General features: G+C 63.9%; 14 protein-coding genes. 5 read left to right on the top strand and 9 right to left on the bottom strand.

The window, feature by feature from the left end:
- Complete coding sequence (locus tag BTN82_RS19085; protein ID WP_075120665.1) at nucleotides 1–1,353, bottom strand: MFS transporter; 1,353 nt, start codon at nucleotides 1,351–1,353, stop codon at nucleotides 1–3.
- 353 nt (nucleotides 1,354–1,706) lie between these two features.
- On the opposite strand from BTN82_RS19085, the gene BTN82_RS19090 reads away from it, so the two are divergent.
- Complete coding sequence (locus BTN82_RS19090; protein WP_075120666.1) at nucleotides 1,707–2,423, top strand: FadR/GntR family transcriptional regulator; 717 nt, start codon at nucleotides 1,707–1,709, stop codon at nucleotides 2,421–2,423.
- 100 nt (nucleotides 2,424–2,523) lie between these two features.
- On the opposite strand, the gene BTN82_RS19095 is transcribed toward BTN82_RS19090, so the two are convergent.
- Entirely contained in the window at nucleotides 2,524–3,447 is a 924-nt protein-coding gene (locus BTN82_RS19095) for a LysR family transcriptional regulator (protein ID WP_075120667.1), read from the bottom strand.
- A 147-nt stretch (nucleotides 3,448–3,594) separates the two neighbouring features.
- On the opposite strand from BTN82_RS19095, the gene BTN82_RS19100 reads away from it, so the two are divergent.
- A complete protein-coding gene (locus tag BTN82_RS19100; protein ID WP_075120668.1) occupies nucleotides 3,595–4,020 on the top strand; it encodes a DoxX family protein in 426 nt (141 codons plus the stop codon).
- 185 nt (nucleotides 4,021–4,205) lie between these two features.
- On the opposite strand, the gene BTN82_RS19105 is transcribed toward BTN82_RS19100, so the two are convergent.
- The gene (locus BTN82_RS19105; RefSeq protein ID WP_075120669.1) at nucleotides 4,206–4,676 is read right to left on the bottom strand and encodes an Lrp/AsnC family transcriptional regulator; all 471 of its coding nucleotides are present in this window, start codon (nucleotides 4,674–4,676) and stop codon (nucleotides 4,206–4,208) included.
- A gap of 136 nt (nucleotides 4,677–4,812) precedes the next feature.
- On the opposite strand from BTN82_RS19105, the gene BTN82_RS19110 reads away from it, so the two are divergent.
- The 3 genes from BTN82_RS19110 to BTN82_RS19120 are packed head-to-tail and all read left to right on the top strand — an operon-like array spanning nucleotide 4,813 to nucleotide 8,529.
- On the top strand, nucleotides 4,813–6,081 hold the full coding sequence (locus tag BTN82_RS19110) for a Zn-dependent hydrolase (protein WP_075120670.1): 1,269 nt from the start codon (nucleotides 4,813–4,815) through the stop codon (nucleotides 6,079–6,081).
- A 36-nt stretch (nucleotides 6,082–6,117) separates the two neighbouring features.
- Nucleotides 6,118–7,353 (top strand): diaminopropionate ammonia-lyase, encoded by a 1,236-nt coding sequence (locus tag BTN82_RS19115; protein WP_075120671.1) that lies wholly within the window; start codon nucleotides 6,118–6,120, stop codon nucleotides 7,351–7,353.
- A gap of 15 nt (nucleotides 7,354–7,368) precedes the next feature.
- The gene (locus BTN82_RS19120) at nucleotides 7,369–8,529 is read left to right on the top strand and encodes an MFS transporter (protein ID WP_075120672.1); all 1,161 of its coding nucleotides are present in this window, start codon (nucleotides 7,369–7,371) and stop codon (nucleotides 8,527–8,529) included.
- A 385-nt stretch (nucleotides 8,530–8,914) separates the two neighbouring features.
- Here BTN82_RS19120 and BTN82_RS19125 read toward each other — a convergent pair whose 3' ends face one another.
- The 6 genes from BTN82_RS19125 to BTN82_RS19150 form a co-directional block, all read right to left on the bottom strand.
- Complete coding sequence (locus BTN82_RS19125; RefSeq protein WP_075120673.1) at nucleotides 8,915–11,359, bottom strand: TonB-dependent siderophore receptor; 2,445 nt, start codon at nucleotides 11,357–11,359, stop codon at nucleotides 8,915–8,917.
- A 95-nt stretch (nucleotides 11,360–11,454) separates the two neighbouring features.
- Nucleotides 11,455–12,450: a FecR family protein gene (locus BTN82_RS19130; RefSeq protein ID WP_075120674.1), complete on the bottom strand. Its 996-nt coding sequence runs from the start codon at nucleotides 12,448–12,450 to the stop codon at nucleotides 11,455–11,457.
- 43 nt (nucleotides 12,451–12,493) lie between these two features.
- Complete coding sequence (locus tag BTN82_RS19135; RefSeq protein WP_075120675.1) at nucleotides 12,494–12,991, bottom strand: sigma-70 family RNA polymerase sigma factor; 498 nt, start codon at nucleotides 12,989–12,991, stop codon at nucleotides 12,494–12,496.
- A 147-nt stretch (nucleotides 12,992–13,138) separates the two neighbouring features.
- Nucleotides 13,139–13,903, bottom strand: a complete 765-nt coding sequence (locus BTN82_RS19140; RefSeq protein ID WP_075120676.1) for an alpha/beta fold hydrolase — start codon at nucleotides 13,901–13,903, stop codon at nucleotides 13,139–13,141.
- A 187-nt stretch (nucleotides 13,904–14,090) separates the two neighbouring features.
- A complete protein-coding gene (locus BTN82_RS19145) occupies nucleotides 14,091–15,011 on the bottom strand; it encodes a fimbrial protein (RefSeq protein WP_315969269.1) in 921 nt (306 codons plus the stop codon).
- Nucleotides 15,012–15,031: 20 nt separating this feature from the next.
- Entirely contained in the window at nucleotides 15,032–15,535 is a 504-nt protein-coding gene (locus BTN82_RS19150; protein WP_075120677.1) for a fimbrial protein, read from the bottom strand.
- Nucleotides 15,536–15,546: the final 11 nt, after the last annotated feature.

A 15,546-nucleotide genomic window follows, 5' to 3' on the forward strand; every position in this document is an offset into this window, starting at 1 on the left:
TCAGTGGGATTTGTTCAACAGCGAGCCGGCCTCGCCCTGGGGCGCCGGCGCGGCATTGGCCTTGGGTCGGGTGCGGGCGAAAAACACGATGATCGCAGCCAGGATCGAGGTCGCCGCCAGGCCGTACAGGCCGCCCTGGATCGAGCCGGTGCGCTGCTCCAGCAGGCCGAAGGTGGCCGGCGCGACGAAGCCGCCGAGGTTACCGATGGAGTTGATCAGGGCGATCACCGCAGCGGCGATGCGCGCATCCAGGTAAGCCTGGGGAATCGGCCAGAACAGCGAGGACGCCGACTTGAAGCCGATGGCGGCGAAGCACACGGCGACAAAGGCGAACACCGGCCCGCCGGTGGTGGACAAGAACATCCCCGCGGCGGCCACCAGCAAAGCCGTGGCGACCCAGGCCTGCTGGAACTTCCATTTGCCGGACGCCGCGGCGAAGGCGTACATGGCGATGATCGAGATCAGCCAGGGAATGGAGTTGAAGAAACCCACCTGTAAATCGCTGAGGTCGCCCATCTTCTTGATGATGCTCGGCAGCCAGAAGGTCGCGGCGTAGATGGTCAGCTGGATGCAGAAGTAGATCAGGCAGAACAGCAGGATCTGCCGGTCCTTGAGCAGGGTCCAGAGCGATGGCTTGACCGGCATCGCCGCTTCGCGCTCGCGCTGCTCGCTGTCGATGGCCTGCACCAGCGCTTCCTGTTCGACAGCACTCAACCACTTGGCGTCCCTGGGCGTGGAGTCGAGCCAGAACCAGACGAAACCGCAGAGCAGCACCGAGGCCAGGCCTTCGACGATGAACATCCACTGCCAGCCGTGCCAGCCCAGGCCTTCGATCTGCAGCAAGGCTCCGGACAACGGCCCGGAAATCAGCGAGGCCACCGCCGAACCACTGAGGAAAATCGCGATGGCCTTGCCCCGCTCCACCCCGGGCAGCCAGCGGGTGAAGTAGTAGATCACCCCGGGGAAGAACCCGGCCTCGGCCACGCCCAGGAGAAAACGCAGCACATAGAACTGGGTTTCGTTCTGCACGAAGGCCATGGCCGTAGCCACCAGCCCCCAGGTGAACATGATGCGGGTCAGCCAGATCCGCGCGCCAACCCGCTGCAACAGCAGGTTGGACGGCACCTCGAACAGCGCATAGCCGATGAAGAACAAGCCAGCGCCAAACCCATAGGCCGCGGCGCCGATGCCCAGGTCGTGTTCCAGATGGGTACGCACGAAGCCGATGTTGACCCGGTCGATGTAGTTGACGATGAACATGACGACGAACAGCGGCAGCACATGGCGCTTGACCTTGGCCACGGCGCTGGCCAGCGGGGAATCGTCCCCGGATGGATTAAGGGTGGTGTTCACGATGCCTCTCCCACGTGTTTGTTGTTGTGTGCGGGTGACTGGGCGAGCGCCGCAGTTGACAGTCATCATACAAGTAGAAAAATAGCCTCACAAGTCGATGCCGGAGAGAAACAGGCTCGAAAAAGGGCTAGCGAAGTGAAAAATATTGCTTTTAATAAAATCAACTTATTGATTTTATTCGATTAAATAAAAATTCCAGCGAGACGAATATTTTTCAGATATCTCCCCATCGGGAATTTTCACGAAGCCCAACTAACGACTCATCCGACAACTTGTCATACATGTCAGACAAGTGACCGCCTGCCCCGGGCCTTCGGTGATAAGCTGCCGGCTTTCCTCACACCGGCCTTTCCATGAGCACCGAATCCGATATCGCCCCAGGCCGTCGCCGCCCCTCCACCAACCTGGCCCATGACCTGGTCAGCGACCTGACCCAGCAGATCCTGCGGGGCCTGCTCAAGCCGGGCGACAAGCTGCCGTCGGAAAGCACCATCGTCCGCGCCCATGGGGTCAGCCGCACCGTGGTGCGCGAAGCCATCTCCAAGCTGCAAGCCGCCGGCTGGGTGGAGACCCACCACGGCGTCGGCAGTTTTGTCCTCGAACGCCAGGACACCCACGGCCTGCGACTGAACGTCGATACCGCCCTCGGCGTACGCGACATCCTTGAGTTGCGCCTGGGCCTGGAAACCCAGGCGGTGGCGCTCGCCGCCCGCCGGCGCAGCGCCGAACAACTGGCGCAGATGCGCCAGGCGCTGGACGCCTACCAACAGTCGCTGGCCAACAACGACAGCTGCGTGGACGCCGACCAGCGCTTCCACCTGTTGATCGCCGAAGCCACCGGCAACCCGTATTTCGTGCAGATCCTGCAATCGTTGGGCAACGCCCTGATCCCCCGCACCCGGGTGCGCGCCGCCGAGCGCGGCGACGTCGACCTGGCGCAACTGGCGACCCTGGCCAGCCACGAACACGAAGCCATCTATGCGGCTATCCGCCGCCAGGACCCGGACGCGGCGCGGGCAGCGATGTGGACGCATTTGAGCAATAGCCGGGAGCGGTTTTCGGCGGGGTGATCCCCGCGGAATGGGCCGGCTTTCTCGCGAGCAAGCGCGCGCCTACAACAACCCATTTCCTGTAGGAGCGAGCTCGCGATGCCGCGCGGCGGCGAACCGTTCAACCTTGCGCCGGCCCCGCCTCGGCCTTCATCTGGGCCGCCAACCAGTCGATCAGCCAGGACGCCGCCGGCCCCGGCGGCGTGTCGAGGCGGTAGATGGCGTCGAAGCCATACGGCAGGCCCTGGTTCCCCGGCAGGTCGAGCCGTACCAGGCGGCCGGCGACCAGGTCCTCCTCGACCATCGGCATCGGCATGTTGCCCCAGCCGATCCCCTCCTTGAGCAGCATGTGCTTGGAACCCAGGTCCGCCAGGCGCCAGCTGTGGGTGCCGACCACGCCGAAATCCTGGTTGCGCGTCAACCTGGAGCGGTCCGACAGCACCAGTTGCACATGCTCGCGAGCGGCCCCCGGCCGGTTGGCCGGCGCTTGCGCCAGGGGATGCTGCGGGGCGGCGACCGGGACCAGCGTGACGAACCCGACCTGCACCCGCTCGATCCCGGCAACGCTGCGATGCACCATGCCGCCCACCCCAATCGCCGCGCGCCCCTCCAGCACCATCTCGGGCACCGCACCCAAGGCTTCCATGTGCAAGTGCAACTGCACCGTGGGGAACTCGCGGCGAAAGTTTTTCAGCGCATCGACGATGCGCGCCGCCGGGAACATCACGTCGATCACCAGGTGGACTTCCGCTTCCAGCCCCTGCAACAGGCCCTTGACCTTGGCCCGCAGGCCGTCGATGCCGTTGTAGATGCTGCGCGCCTCGGCCAGTACCGTGCGCCCGGCGTCGGTGAGCTGCGGCTTGCGGGTGGTCTTGCGGTCGAACAGGCTCACCCCCAGCTGCGCCTCTAGGTTGGCCATGGCGTAGCTGATCACCGAAGTTGCGCGGTGCAGCTTGCGCGCCGCGCCGGCAAAGCTGCCGACCTCGACGATGGTCAGGAAAATCCGCAGTTGATCGAGGGTGGGCGTGCCGGGGTTGCTGGACATGGTGGCGTTCTCGCGAGCGTTATGTTCTGGAAAATCGAACCTGATACTCGAAATTATTCGGCTATTGCGGTCGTAACGCCAGTGGCAAACTTCCCTCCATCACGGCGCACCAAGGGTGGTGAGGCCGAAACTTCAGAGAGCAACCTCATGACCGCTATCGCCAACAACGCACTGTCCGCAACTTCGAACACGAATGCCAGCATCAGCTTGATCGGGCGCATCCTGCTCAGCGCGATCTTCATTCTTTCCGGCTTCTCGAAAGTCGCCGCCCCGGCCGCCATGGTCGGCTACATCCAGTCGGTCGGCCTGCCCTTCCCGCAACTGGCCCTGGGCATCGCCATCGCCGTGGAACTGGGCGGCGGCCTGCTGCTGATCGCCGGCTACCGCACCCGCCTGGTAGCCCTGGGCCTGGCCGTGTTCAGCGTGGCCACCGCCCTGGCGTTCCACAACAACCTGGGCGACCAGAACCAGTTCATCCACTTCTTCAAGAACATCGCCATGGCCGGCGGCCTGCTGCAAGTGGTGGCCTTCGGCGCCGGTCGCTTCAGCCTGGATGCCCGCCGCCAGGGTTGATCGATCCCGATCACGACGACGCGGCGCCCAAGGGCGCCGCGTCGTCGTTCTGTTTCGTGACAAGAGCCCCTGGCCCTCCCGTAGGAGCGAGCTTGCTCGCGATAAAAATTCCGCATACAGCGCCATGTCTTTCAGCCTGGCGGCTGATCGCGAGCAAGCTCGCTCCTACAAGGAATCAAGGTGTTTCAAGGGGCGATCGGCACGTCCAGGCCGACCTTGACCCGGCTCATCGCCACCAGGGTCTTGAAGCGCTTGACGTTGTTGTTCTCGAAGAACAATTCGCGGGTCAGCTCGTTGTACTGGGCCATGTTGCGCACGGCGAAGATCAGCACGAAATCGCACTCCCCCGCCACGTAGTAGCACTGCTGCACTTGCGGGCAGGCCTGGAAGCTGCGCTTGAGGGCATCGAGCTGATCGATGCGTTCGCTCTCCACCTCCACCTCGACAATGATGCTCAGCTCATAGCCCAGCGCCTGCGGGGCGACAATCGCGCTGTAGCGTTCGATCACCCCTTCGTCGGCCAGGCGCTTGAGGCGTCGGTTGACCGCCGCGGTGGACAGGTTCACCCGCAACCCCAGTTCGCTTTGCGGGGTACGCGCATCGCGTTGCAGCTCGGCGAGCAGTTTCAGGTCGTAGGTATCCAGGCTGGTGGTCATGGCGCGGGCAATCCGTGGGCGGAAAACAATGGAATGAAATTGTGCAAAGACGGGCGATTATGCGAAATAAATTCGCCAGCCACGCAATATTATTTCCGGGTCCCTTTTCCCACCCGCCACCTGGAACCTGCCTGAGATGCCTGCCGCCTCTTTGTCGACCACCCCTACCCTGCGCCTCGACGGCGCGACCCTGCTCCAGCAACTGCAAGAACTGGCGGCCATCGGCCACGACCCGCAACAAGGCGGACGCACCCGGATTGCCTTGAGCGATGCCGACAAGGCCGGCCGCGACCTGCTGGTCGGCTGGATGCGCGCCCTGGACTTGCAGGTGCGCATCGACCGTATCGGCAATATCTTCGGCACCCTGCGCGCCGACGGCGACCTGGGCCAACAGCCGGTGCTGATGATCGGCTCGCATATCGACACCGTGACCAACGCCGGCGCGCTGGACGGCTGTTATGGCGTGCTCGCCGGGCTGGCGGTGGCGCGCGCCTATCGCGCAGCCGGGGTGACGCCACGGCGCTCGATCTGCATCGCCGCCTTCACCAACGAAGAAGGCGTGCGCTACCAGCCCGACATGCTCGGCTCGCTGGTGTACGCCGGCGGCCTGGACATCGATCAGGCGCTGGACCTGGTCGGCACTGACGGCAGCCGGCTGGGCGATGAACTGGCGCGCATCGGTTATGCCGGAGACATGGAGCCCGGGGCGCTGCGGCCCCACGAATACCTGGAACTGCATATCGAACAGGGGCCGATCCTCGAGGCGGAAAACTGCCAGATCGGCGTGGTGGAGAACCTGCAGGGCATCTCCTGGCAGCAGATCACTGTGCAGGGCAGCGCCAATCACGCCGGCACCACCCCTACCCACCTGCGCCACGATGCCGGCTGGGTGGCCGCGGCCACCACGGTGTTCCTGCGCGAGCTGGCCCAGGACTCCGCCGGCACCACCCTGGCCACCGTCGGCTGCCTGCAACTGGAACCCAATGTGATCAACGTCATCCCACGCCGGGCGGTGTTCAGCGTCGACCTGCGAGACCCCGACGAGCAGCGCCTGCTGGCCGCCGAACAACGCCTGGCGCGGTTTCTCGCGGATGCCGCGGCCGGCGAAGGGGTGACGGTTACCCATGAAACCCTGGCGCGTTTCCAACCGGTGGTGTTCGACCCCGGGCTGACGCGGCTGATCGCGACCTGCACCCGCGAACTGGGCCTGAGCCAGCGGCCCATGACCTCAGGAGCCGGCCACGACGCGCAGATGATCGCGCGCATCGCCCCGGCGGCGATGATCTTCGTACCCAGCCGCGGCGGCATCAGCCACAACCCGCGGGAGCACACCGACGACCAGCAACTGCTCGACGGTGCCCAGGTGCTGCTGGCCGTAGTCCAGCGACGCCTGGAACAGGCCTGAAGCGCACCGTTCCCCTTGCCACCTCAAGGAGCCCCCATGCCATACGTCAACCCTCATGCCGTCCGCGCGCCCTACCCCGAAAACCTGCGGCAGTGGCTGAGCATCGAACGCGCCGCGCAGAGCCGCGACTGGCTGGCCAACTGCTCTCTGCTCAACCCGCTGCCGACTCCGCTCCATCCGTTGCCGGACCTGGCCCGGCAACTGGGGCTGGCGCAGCTCTGGGTCAAGGACGAAAGCCAGCGCTCGATCCTGGGCAGCTTCAAGGCATTGGGCGCGCCGGTCGCCCTGGTCCGGCAGATCCTCGAACGCTGGCCGGACCAGGGCCTGAGCGCGCCCGGGCTGTTCAGCGGCGAATACCGCGCGCGGCTCAAGGACTTCACGGTGATCAGCGCCACCGACGGCAATCACGGCCGGGCGCTGGCGGCGGCCGCGCAGAGCATCGGCTGCCGCTGCGTGATCGTGTTGCATGCCCAGGTCAGCCTGGAGCGGGAACTGGCGATTGCCGCCCATGACGCGCATATCGTGCGGATCCGCGGCAACTACGACCAGTCGGTCGCCGAAGCCGCGCGGCTGGCGACGGCCTATGGCTGGCAGGCGATTGCCGACACCTCCTACGCCGGCTACGAGCAGATCCCCTGCGACGTGATGCAAGGCTACGGCACGCTGGCGGCCGAGGTCCTCGAACAGAGCGCCAGCCAGCCGGCGCAGCCGGCGTTCAGCCATGTGCTGCTGCAAGGCGGCGTCGGCGGCCTCGCGGCGGGCGTGGCCAGTTACCTGTGGCAATTCCACGGCGCCGCGCGGCCGCGGTTGCTGGTGGTCGAGCCCGAACAGGCCGACTGCCTGTACCAGAGCGCCAGGGCCGGCCACGCGGCGCGGGCCAGCGGCAGCGTGGATTCGCTGATGGCCGGCCTGGCGTGCGGCGCCGCCTCGCCCCTGGCCTGGCGATTCCTGCAACCTTCGATCGATTGTTTTGTCACAATCCCCGACGCGCTCGCCGTCGACGCCATGCGCCGACTGGCCGCCGGCAGCGCCGGGGACATTCCCCTGGTGGCCGGCGAATCCGGCGCCGCGGGCCTCGCGGGGCTGAGCCTGATGTGCCAGGATGTCGCGCGGCGCAAAGCCGTGCACCTCGACGCCCATTCGCGCGTCCTGCTTATCAACACCGAAGGCGCCACGTCGCCGACGGTGTATCAACAATTGGTCGGTGAAACGGCACATTCGGTCCTCCAGCGGCAGCAGCAATGGCGACAGGCGCCAAACGCTCCGGGATGACCGCCAAGGATTTTTATGACAGCCCTCGACACCCACGCCACGCCCCAACAGATCCGCCCCGGCCGCCTCGAACAGATGGCCACGCGCATCGCCTTTTTCATCGCCGGTTTCGGCATCGCCGCCTGGGCGCCGCTGGTGCCCTACGCCAAGGCCCGGGCCGGGCTCGACGAGGGCACCCTGGGCCTGTTGCTGCTGTGCCTTGGGGTGGGCTCGATCCTGGCGATGCCGATCGCCGGGGTGTTCGCCGGGCGCTTCGGCTGCCGCCGGGTGATGGCCGCCGGCAGCCTCATGATCTGCCTGGCCTTGCCGCTGCTGGCGACGGTCAGCACCCTGCCGCTGCTGGTGGTCGGGCTGTTTCTGTTCGGCGCCGGGCTGGGCACGGTGGACTCCACGGTGAACCTGCAGGCGGTGATCGTCGAACGGGCCAGCGGCCGGCCGATGATGTCGGGCTTCCATGGCATGTTCAGCCTCGGCGGCATCGTCGGCGCGGCTGGAGTCAGCGCCCTGCTCGGCCTCGGCCTGTCGCCGCTGGGCGCGACCCTGATGGTGGTGGCCTTGCTGGTCGTCGCCTTGCTCAAGGCCGCGCCGCACATGCTGCCCTACGGCAGCCGCAGTTCCGGCCCGGCCTTCGCCGTGCCCCATGGCGTGGTGCTGTTTATCGGCTGCCTGTGTTTCGTGGTGTTCCTCGCCGAAGGCGCGGTGCTGGACTGGAGCGCGGTGTTCCTCAGCGCCGAACGCAAGGTCGACGCTGCTTATGCCGGCCTGGGGTATGCCGCCTTCGCCCTGACCATGACCGTCGGCCGCCTGACCGGCGATGCCATCGTGCATAAGCTGGGGGCCAAGCGGGTGATCGTGATCGGCGGCTCGCTGGCCGCGGCGGGCATGCTGCTGGCGACCCTGGCGCCGGCCTGGGAGGCGGCGCTGGTGGGCTACGCGCTGGTGGGCGCCGGTTGCTCGAACATCGTGCCGGTGCTGTACACCGCGGTGGGCAAGCAGACCCTGATGCCCGAGGCCATCGCCGTGCCGGCCATCACCACCCTGGGCTACGCCGGCATCCTCGCCGGCCCGGCGGTGATCGGCTTTATCGCCCACGCCAGCAGCCTGAGCCTGGCCTTCGGCCTGATCGCGGCAATGCTGATCGGCGTGGCGGCCAGCGGCAAGGTGTTGAAGGTCTGAACCCCATCGCGAGCAAGCTCGCTCCTACAAAGACACGCCACTGACCTGTAGGAGCGAGCTTGCTCGCGAAAGCCCGTCCAACCGACACACCCGGCCGTGGCTTCACCATCGCTGAAAGGCCCTGCGGGCCTTGGCGCAGCCTGCGGCAGCGGCCACACGCATCGGCCATGACGGAATATCGAGGGTGTCGCCATTCCCTGTAGCCGCTGGCGCAGCCTGCGCTAGACCCGAAGGGTCTCCAGCGTCCTTGAGGTCCCCACGAGCGTGTCGCTCGATCGCAGCCTGCGGCAGCGGCTACAGGGTTAGGTGACAGGCATAAAAAATCGCGGACAAACCACATCTCCGTAGGAGCGAGGCTTGCCCGCGATGGGGGCGATGCGGTCGGTCAGAAGCCGACGCTGGCCTGGACGAAGAAGGTCCGTGGCGCGCCGACGTACATGCCGGCGTTGTTGTCGCTGGAGCGGGTGAAGTACTGCTTGTCGAAGACGTTTTTCACCCCGGCGCCGAGCTTGAGGTTCGACAGCTGCGAGCCGAAGTCATAGCCGCCGCGCAGGTTCCAGGTGACGTAACCCGGTATGTCGCCGTACTGGCCGTCGGCAGTGCCTTCGGTGATGTAGTTGTTGTTGAAGCTGCCATCGGCGTTGACCATGCTGCCCGGCGAACGCTGCTTGGACTGGGCGAAGGCGTCGACGTTGTAGGTCCAGCGGTTGATGTCGTAGCGCAGGCCCAGGGTCGCCACCTGGCGCGAGTAGAACGGCAGGTCGCGGTCCTTGAACGCCGAGCTGCCGCCTTCGTAGGTCGCCCGGGTGTAGGTGAAGCCGGCGTTGGCGGTCAGGCCGTCGAGGCGCGGGTCCAGCGCGGCCAGGTCATAGTGCACCGACGCCTCGATCCCCTGGTGCTTGGTCGCCCCGAGGTTGGTCCAGCCGACATCGTTGCTGATGTATTGCAACTCGTCCGTGAAGTCGATGTAGAACGCCGTCAACTCGCCGCCCCACACTTCATCGTTGTAGCGCGTACCGATCTCGTAGGTCTTGGCCTTCTCCGGGTTCAGGCCGTTGGCGGTCTGGTCGCCCACCCCGCCCTGGCCCAGCTGGAAGTACTGCAGGCTGCCGAACGACGTCTCGTAGTTGGCGAACAGCTTCCACGCATCGGAGAGGTGGTACATCACACTCAGCGCCGGCAGCGGCTCGTTGCTGTTGATCTCGCGGCGCTTCTCCTCGACGGGCACGCCGTTGGTGCCGAGTACCGGGCGGTCGTGCCATTCGGTGCGGATATTCTCGAAACGGATGCCCGGGGTGACGGTCCAGTTGCCGACGTCGATCTTGTCGTCGATATAGAAAGCCGTGGCCTCGGTGCCGCCGGTGCGGTCCTGGTACACGTGGCCGTCGGAACCCGGGCGTACCACCGGCTGGTTGTTGACCAGGGCCAGGCGGCTGGCTTGCTCGTGCATGCCTTCCTTCAGGTAGCGCATGCCGACGCTGGCTTCCTGGGTGGTCGGCCCGAGGTCGAACACATGGGACACCCGCGGCTCGATGCCGAAGGTGTAGTAGGTGCGCGGGAACGAGCCCAGGGTCTTCTGGTCGCGAGCAGCGATGTTGCTGCCGCGGAAGCTGTCGGAGTAGTAGGTCAGCACCTCGAACTGGGTGCGGTCGTCGATCTGGCGCAGGTACTTGAACGACACATCCTTGCGCCGGCCGCTGAAGTTGTCCCAGTCGCGGTCCGACTGGTACGGGTCGGCGTCGTACTGCTTCTGGGTCAGGCCGCCGGGCATGTCGGCCTTGGCGTCGTAGTAGTGGAAGTTGAGGCTGAAATCGTCCTGGTCGGTGGGCGCCCAATGGGTCTTGAGGATCACGTCGTCGATGTCGTTGCCGTTGTTGCTGCCGCGATAACCGTTGCCGTTGACCCCCGAGTACAGCAGCGCCGCGCCGATGCCGTTGTCCGCGGTACCGCCGAGGAATGCCGTGTCGATATGCTTCCAGCCGCCGCGCTGGGAGGTTTCCAGGGTGGTGCCAATTTCCCCGGTGGCCTTCTCCGGAATCGCCCGGGTCACGAAGTTGATCACCCCGCCGACGTTCTGCGGCCCATAACGCACGGAACCGGCGCCGCGCACCACGTCGATGCTGTCGAGGTTGCCCGAGGAAATCGGCGCCATCGACAGTTGCGGCTGGCCGTAAGGCGCGAACGCCGCCGGCACGCCGTCGATCAGCACGGTGGAGCGCGGCGACAGGCGCGAGGTCAGGCCGCGCACGCCGACGTTGAGGGAAATGTCGCTGCCGCCGGTGCCGTTGGCTTCCTGCACCTGCACCCCGGGCACCCGGCGCAGCACGTCGCCGACGTTCATCGCGCCCTGCTCGACCATGGCTTCGCGGCGGATCACCGTGCGCGCGCCGGGGTGGTTCTGCACCACCGCCTCGTTGGCATCGCCCAGCCAGTCGCCGACCACGCTGATGCTGGTGGCGCCCAGCTCCAGGGCGCCCGCCGCGGCCGACGGCGCCGGGCTCAGGGTCACCGAGCCGGCGTCGATCTGATATTGCAGGCCACTGCCTTGCAGCAACTGGCGCAACGCCTGCTCCGGCGACAGGTTGCCGTCCACCGCCGGGGCCTGTTTGCCGGCCACCAGCTCGGGGCTGAAAAACACCTGCAGCGAGGTTTGCAGCCCCAGCTGGCTCAGCGCCTCGCCCAGGGGCTGGGCCTGGATATGAATGGCGCTCGGCGCCTGCTCGGCATAGGCCTGGGGCAGCGCGGCGCTGACCGCCAGGGCCAGGGCCAGCGGCAACCAGCGAGTGGAAGACAGAGACGGATTGTTGTTATTCAGGTCGAGGCGTTTCAAGTTCGAGCAGTCCTGTTGATCGCAAGAAGATGCGGCTGTTAATGCAAACCAGTTGCAGTTGGACAGAAGACGAAGAACTCGAAAAAAACCTGAATCTATCGCGCAATTATTTCCTGGCTGCCGTCGGCATGGGTCTGCACCGCCACCGGCAGGATGCTCGGCAAGGCCTTGAGCAGCGCGTCGGTGTCGTCGGCCTTGAACACGCTGGTCAGGCGCAAGCGGCCCACCGCCTCGCTGCCGACCCGCAGCGGCTGCTGGCGATAACGCGAGACTTCGGCGGCCACCTCGCTGAGGCTGGCGTTGTTGAACACCAGCTTGCCGCTGCGCCATGCCGTCAACGCTTGCGCATCGACCGCATAAGCCGCGGCCACCCGCCCCTGGGCATCGACCGAGGTGCCCAGGCCCGCGGTCAGGCTGACGAACTCGCCGTCGGCGGCTTCGCGGCCCTGGACCTTCACCGTGCCCTGCTCCACCGCCACCCGGGTCTGCGTGGCATCGCGGCGCACGTCGAAACGCGTGCCGGTGACCGTGACCTTGCCCGGGCCTGCCGCCACCACGAAGGGCCGACTGCTGTCGTGCTCGACGCTGAACATCGCCTCGCCCTCGCTCAGTTCGACGCTGCGCTGGCCCTTTTCAAAGCGCACCAGCAAGCGGCTGCGGCTGTTGAGGTCGACCTGGGAGCCGTCGGGCAAGGCCACATGCCGGCGCTCGCCCAGGGCCGTGGCGAACTCGGCGCTGTAGACGCCGGAGCGGCCCAGGCCGCTGAACAGCCCCAGGCCCAGCGCCACCGCCAACACACTGGCGGCCACCGCGTAACGCAGCAACGGACGGCGCTTGAGGGAAACGACGGGAGTTGCGTCCGCGGTAGCACAAAGGGCCTGCAAACGTTCCCTGGGCACCAGGTCGGTGGCCGCCCACAGCGATTGCAGCAGTTGGAATTCGTCCCGATGCGCGTCGTGCTGCGCCAGCCAGGCGTCGAAACGCTGCCGCTGCTCGGCATCGATCGCCGGTTCTTGCAGGCGCACAAACCACAGCGCCGCCTCGTCGCGAACCGTCGCCTGCCCGCACGCGCACTCACGAATCTGCGTCATGGAACATCCTGTTGGGCTGGAAGTGAAAAAGTCAGGGCGATCATCAATACGGCCCGTCCACACGCTCGCGCAGATGCCGCAGGGTGCGGATCATATACTTTTCCACCATGTTTTTTGACAACCCCAGGCGCTGGGCAATCTCGGCCTGGGTCAGCCCTTCGATCTTCTGCCAGACGAACACCTTGCGGCAGTTCAACGGCAATTCGCCTAGGGCCCGTTCGATGGAGTCGGCCAGCTGGATCGCATGCATGAAATGCTCCGGGTCGTCGCCGGGCGACGTGCCTTGATACACCGCCTCAAGCTCCAGGGCACCGCGCCGGTCCTCGCGCCGATAGGCATCCACCGCGATATTGCGCGCCGTCTGATGCAAATACGCCCGCGGCTGCTCGACCGCCGCCGCGTCCGACTCCAGCATCCGGACAAAGGTGTCGTGGGCCAGGTCCTCGGCCTGCGAACGGTTCTTCAGCCGACGCGTCCAGGTCCCGATCAACTCTTCGTAGTGCTCGAAAAAGCCTGGTCGGCCAGAAGGCTTGGGGGTCATTGCGGCGTGCTGAGGGTGGGGAGGCGTGAATAGTAATGCTTCTTATTAAGAGAGGGCAATGGATTCGAGGAGAGATCCTTATCGCCCGTGCCCACCTCCAGGCCCCCAGCACCGGACCGTCACCCCGCCAGCCCGAGCGGTACGGGCTCAGGATTGGGCGGAATGCCGAGCAAGGAAATCCTCCAGCAGCTTGACGAAGTGCAGCGGCACCTCCTCCATCGGGTAGTGCCCGCTGCCGGGAATAACCTGCAACGACGCATTGGCAAACCATGCCATGCAGGTTTCTTGCATGATCGCCTGGGTTTGCGCCGGGTCGGCGTCGCCCACCAGCACCAACAACGGCGTCATTCCGGCAAGCCCCGCGCTCAAGTCCTCGCGCGCCCAGGCATGCAGATAGCCCTCGAAGGCCGGTCGCGTGCTAGTCAGTCGCGAGTGCTTGACCAATGCTTGAATCCATCGCTGAGGCAAGCGACTGGCGGACGTTACATCGATAATCTTGTAGCGCAACTCGTCATCGTCCACCGCTGCGGAAAACAGGCTCCACTGTTCGGCATTGAAAGGCACACCGCAGGCCGGTACCGGCGTAATCGCTACGCCGCTGATAATACGTGCGGGATAACGAGCCAACGCCAGTTGCACCACTTTGCCAGCCATCGAATGGCCGGCGAAATGAAAACGTTTCCAGCCCAGGTTATCGGCCAGCGCCATGACATCCGCGAGTATTTCCTCGCAGGTGAATTGTCCCTTGATGTGCCAGGACAACCCATAGCCACGTACATCGGGAAAGACGTAGGTATAACGCTCTATGTCCAGGTAAGGGAAAATCGACTTATAGATTTGATGATCGCCAAACCAACCGTGTAATAGGATGACTCGCCTGGGACCATTGCCGAGTTTTATATGTTCTATCATACAGACTCTCTATATTTTCAATTCACACTCAATGCATCTGAAGCCACCAAGCAATTTTTGTAATTTCCTGCAAAACCAAACTTACCGCCTGAATAACCCTTGTTCCTGAAGAGCACTTGAATAAAATCAATTAGGCACAAACCTACTGACAAACAAGCATTCGCATCCCGAGCAACAAGCGAGCCAGCTACTCATATAAAAAAGTCACACCAATAATAGATTGCACATTACCGGCGGCAACCTGCCCACTGGTGCGGGCGTAACTAGCACTCAGCCCAAGATTGACTGGCGAGGTATCGACAGAGCCGAGGGATACCGTATTGTTTACCGCAAGCACACTGCCATTACGGGAAATCTGCACACCCACACCTTGAGCTGCTGAAGCAGAAGCAGAATTGGTAAATATCGTATTGGCAGTATCAGTCGTCGTACCGGACAAATAGTAAGCCAGCTTTTGGCTTTTTGCGCAGTGTACAGCCACTGGAATGGCAGCCAACCCTGGATAATCCGGTAGTGTCACCGTTACATTTCGAGCAGAGACATCACAGCCGCCAGTAGGAACCACAACACTATTATTTGCATACAGGTTCCAGATAATTGTTTGTGAAATACTACCCCCAGGCCCTTGTTTTTGAAGGGATAGCGAAGCAAATAACTGCCCAGCCTGGATAACCACCCCACTGGCTGAGCTTACAGGCGTCAGATATAAAACAGTTCTCCACCCCTGAAATGTACCCCAAGGCGTATTAACCCATGAAGTTGGCGACCTTAGAGGAAATGGCTGATTTGCCCCATGATAAGATAAAGTCCCGCTAAACGAAGCGAGAACCCCCTCATACGCCGATCCACTTCCTACCCTGATAGGATCTTTATAAACAGAAGGCATATCATTTTTACACTGAATAGATTGAGATAAGTCAACAACAAGATTTTGGCCTGGGCTTATCGCTGGCTGCAAGTTCACATAAACGCTAAGAGTTCCAGAACCGCTGATAGCTTTCCCCAGAGCTTGGCAAGTGAATGCCCATCCGCTGGATGACCAACATGCAATCACCAACATCATAATGTAAAAATTAAAATCAGCTAAAACTCTTCGAGCACAGTTCATGTGCAACCTCATTATTTGGTTCATGCCCAGGTATAAATAATGTTAATCACAGCCTGAATACTTCCCTGGGTAGTACGACCGTTCACTGTTAATGCCCTGATCTGCAGCGGAACGCGAGCGGACTGCGTCGACTCGTTCACCCGTACCGTTTTGCTCGTACCGTTGTTCAGCGTCGTACCGCCATCGTCCTGCAACTCCAGCTGGATGTTTCCCGCCGTCCCCAGGTTCCTGTAATAGCCGGTACTGTCCGTCGTGCCGCTGAAGGTGGCCGTGACCTTGCTGGTCCCGACCGGGCAGTTGGTCAAATCGAACGACACGCTGTGCCAGGCCGAGGCGGAGCCCGGTTGAGACAGGCTGAAGGTGTAAAGATCGCCGAAGTCGACGGTCGCGTTGGTGGTAGAAACCGTGCATGGCTTCGCCACCACCCTGCCGTTGACGGTAATAGTGACATCGGCCGCCTGTAATACGGTGGAAGCCATGGCCAGGATCCCGGCCACCCACCACTTTGCATGGGTCCGTTTCATATCAGCCTCCG

Origin of the sequence: Pseudomonas chlororaphis (assembly GCF_001921865.1) — a bacterium.
In the GTDB taxonomy this organism is placed as follows: Bacteria; Pseudomonadota; Gammaproteobacteria; order Pseudomonadales; family Pseudomonadaceae; genus Aquipseudomonas; species Aquipseudomonas chlororaphis_D.

Bases quoted from the DNA above. Each gene is read 5' to 3' on its own strand.
- BTN82_RS19090 (WP_075120666.1), top strand. From the start codon at position 1,707: ATGAGCACCGAATCCGATATCGCCCCAGGCCGTCGCCGCCCCTCCACC.
- BTN82_RS19095 (WP_075120667.1), bottom strand. From the start codon at position 3,447: ATGTCCAGCAACCCCGGCACGCCCACCCTCGATCAACTGCGGATTTTC.
- BTN82_RS19100 (WP_075120668.1), top strand. From the start codon at position 3,595: ATGACCGCTATCGCCAACAACGCACTGTCCGCAACTTCGAACACGAAT.
- BTN82_RS19105 (WP_075120669.1), bottom strand. From the start codon at position 4,676: ATGACCACCAGCCTGGATACCTACGACCTGAAACTGCTCGCCGAGCTG.
- BTN82_RS19110 (WP_075120670.1), top strand. From the start codon at position 4,813: ATGCCTGCCGCCTCTTTGTCGACCACCCCTACCCTGCGCCTCGACGGC.
- BTN82_RS19115 (WP_075120671.1), top strand. From the start codon at position 6,118: ATGCCATACGTCAACCCTCATGCCGTCCGCGCGCCCTACCCCGAAAAC.
- BTN82_RS19120 (WP_075120672.1), top strand. From the start codon at position 7,369: ATGACAGCCCTCGACACCCACGCCACGCCCCAACAGATCCGCCCCGGC.
- BTN82_RS19130 (WP_075120674.1), bottom strand. From the start codon at position 12,450: ATGACGCAGATTCGTGAGTGCGCGTGCGGGCAGGCGACGGTTCGCGAC.
- BTN82_RS19135 (WP_075120675.1), bottom strand. From the start codon at position 12,991: ATGACCCCCAAGCCTTCTGGCCGACCAGGCTTTTTCGAGCACTACGAA.
- BTN82_RS19140 (WP_075120676.1), bottom strand. From the start codon at position 13,903: ATGATAGAACATATAAAACTCGGCAATGGTCCCAGGCGAGTCATCCTA.
- BTN82_RS19145 (WP_315969269.1), bottom strand. From the start codon at position 15,011: ATGAACTGTGCTCGAAGAGTTTTAGCTGATTTTAATTTTTACATTATG.
- BTN82_RS19150 (WP_075120677.1), bottom strand. From the start codon at position 15,535: ATGAAACGGACCCATGCAAAGTGGTGGGTGGCCGGGATCCTGGCCATG.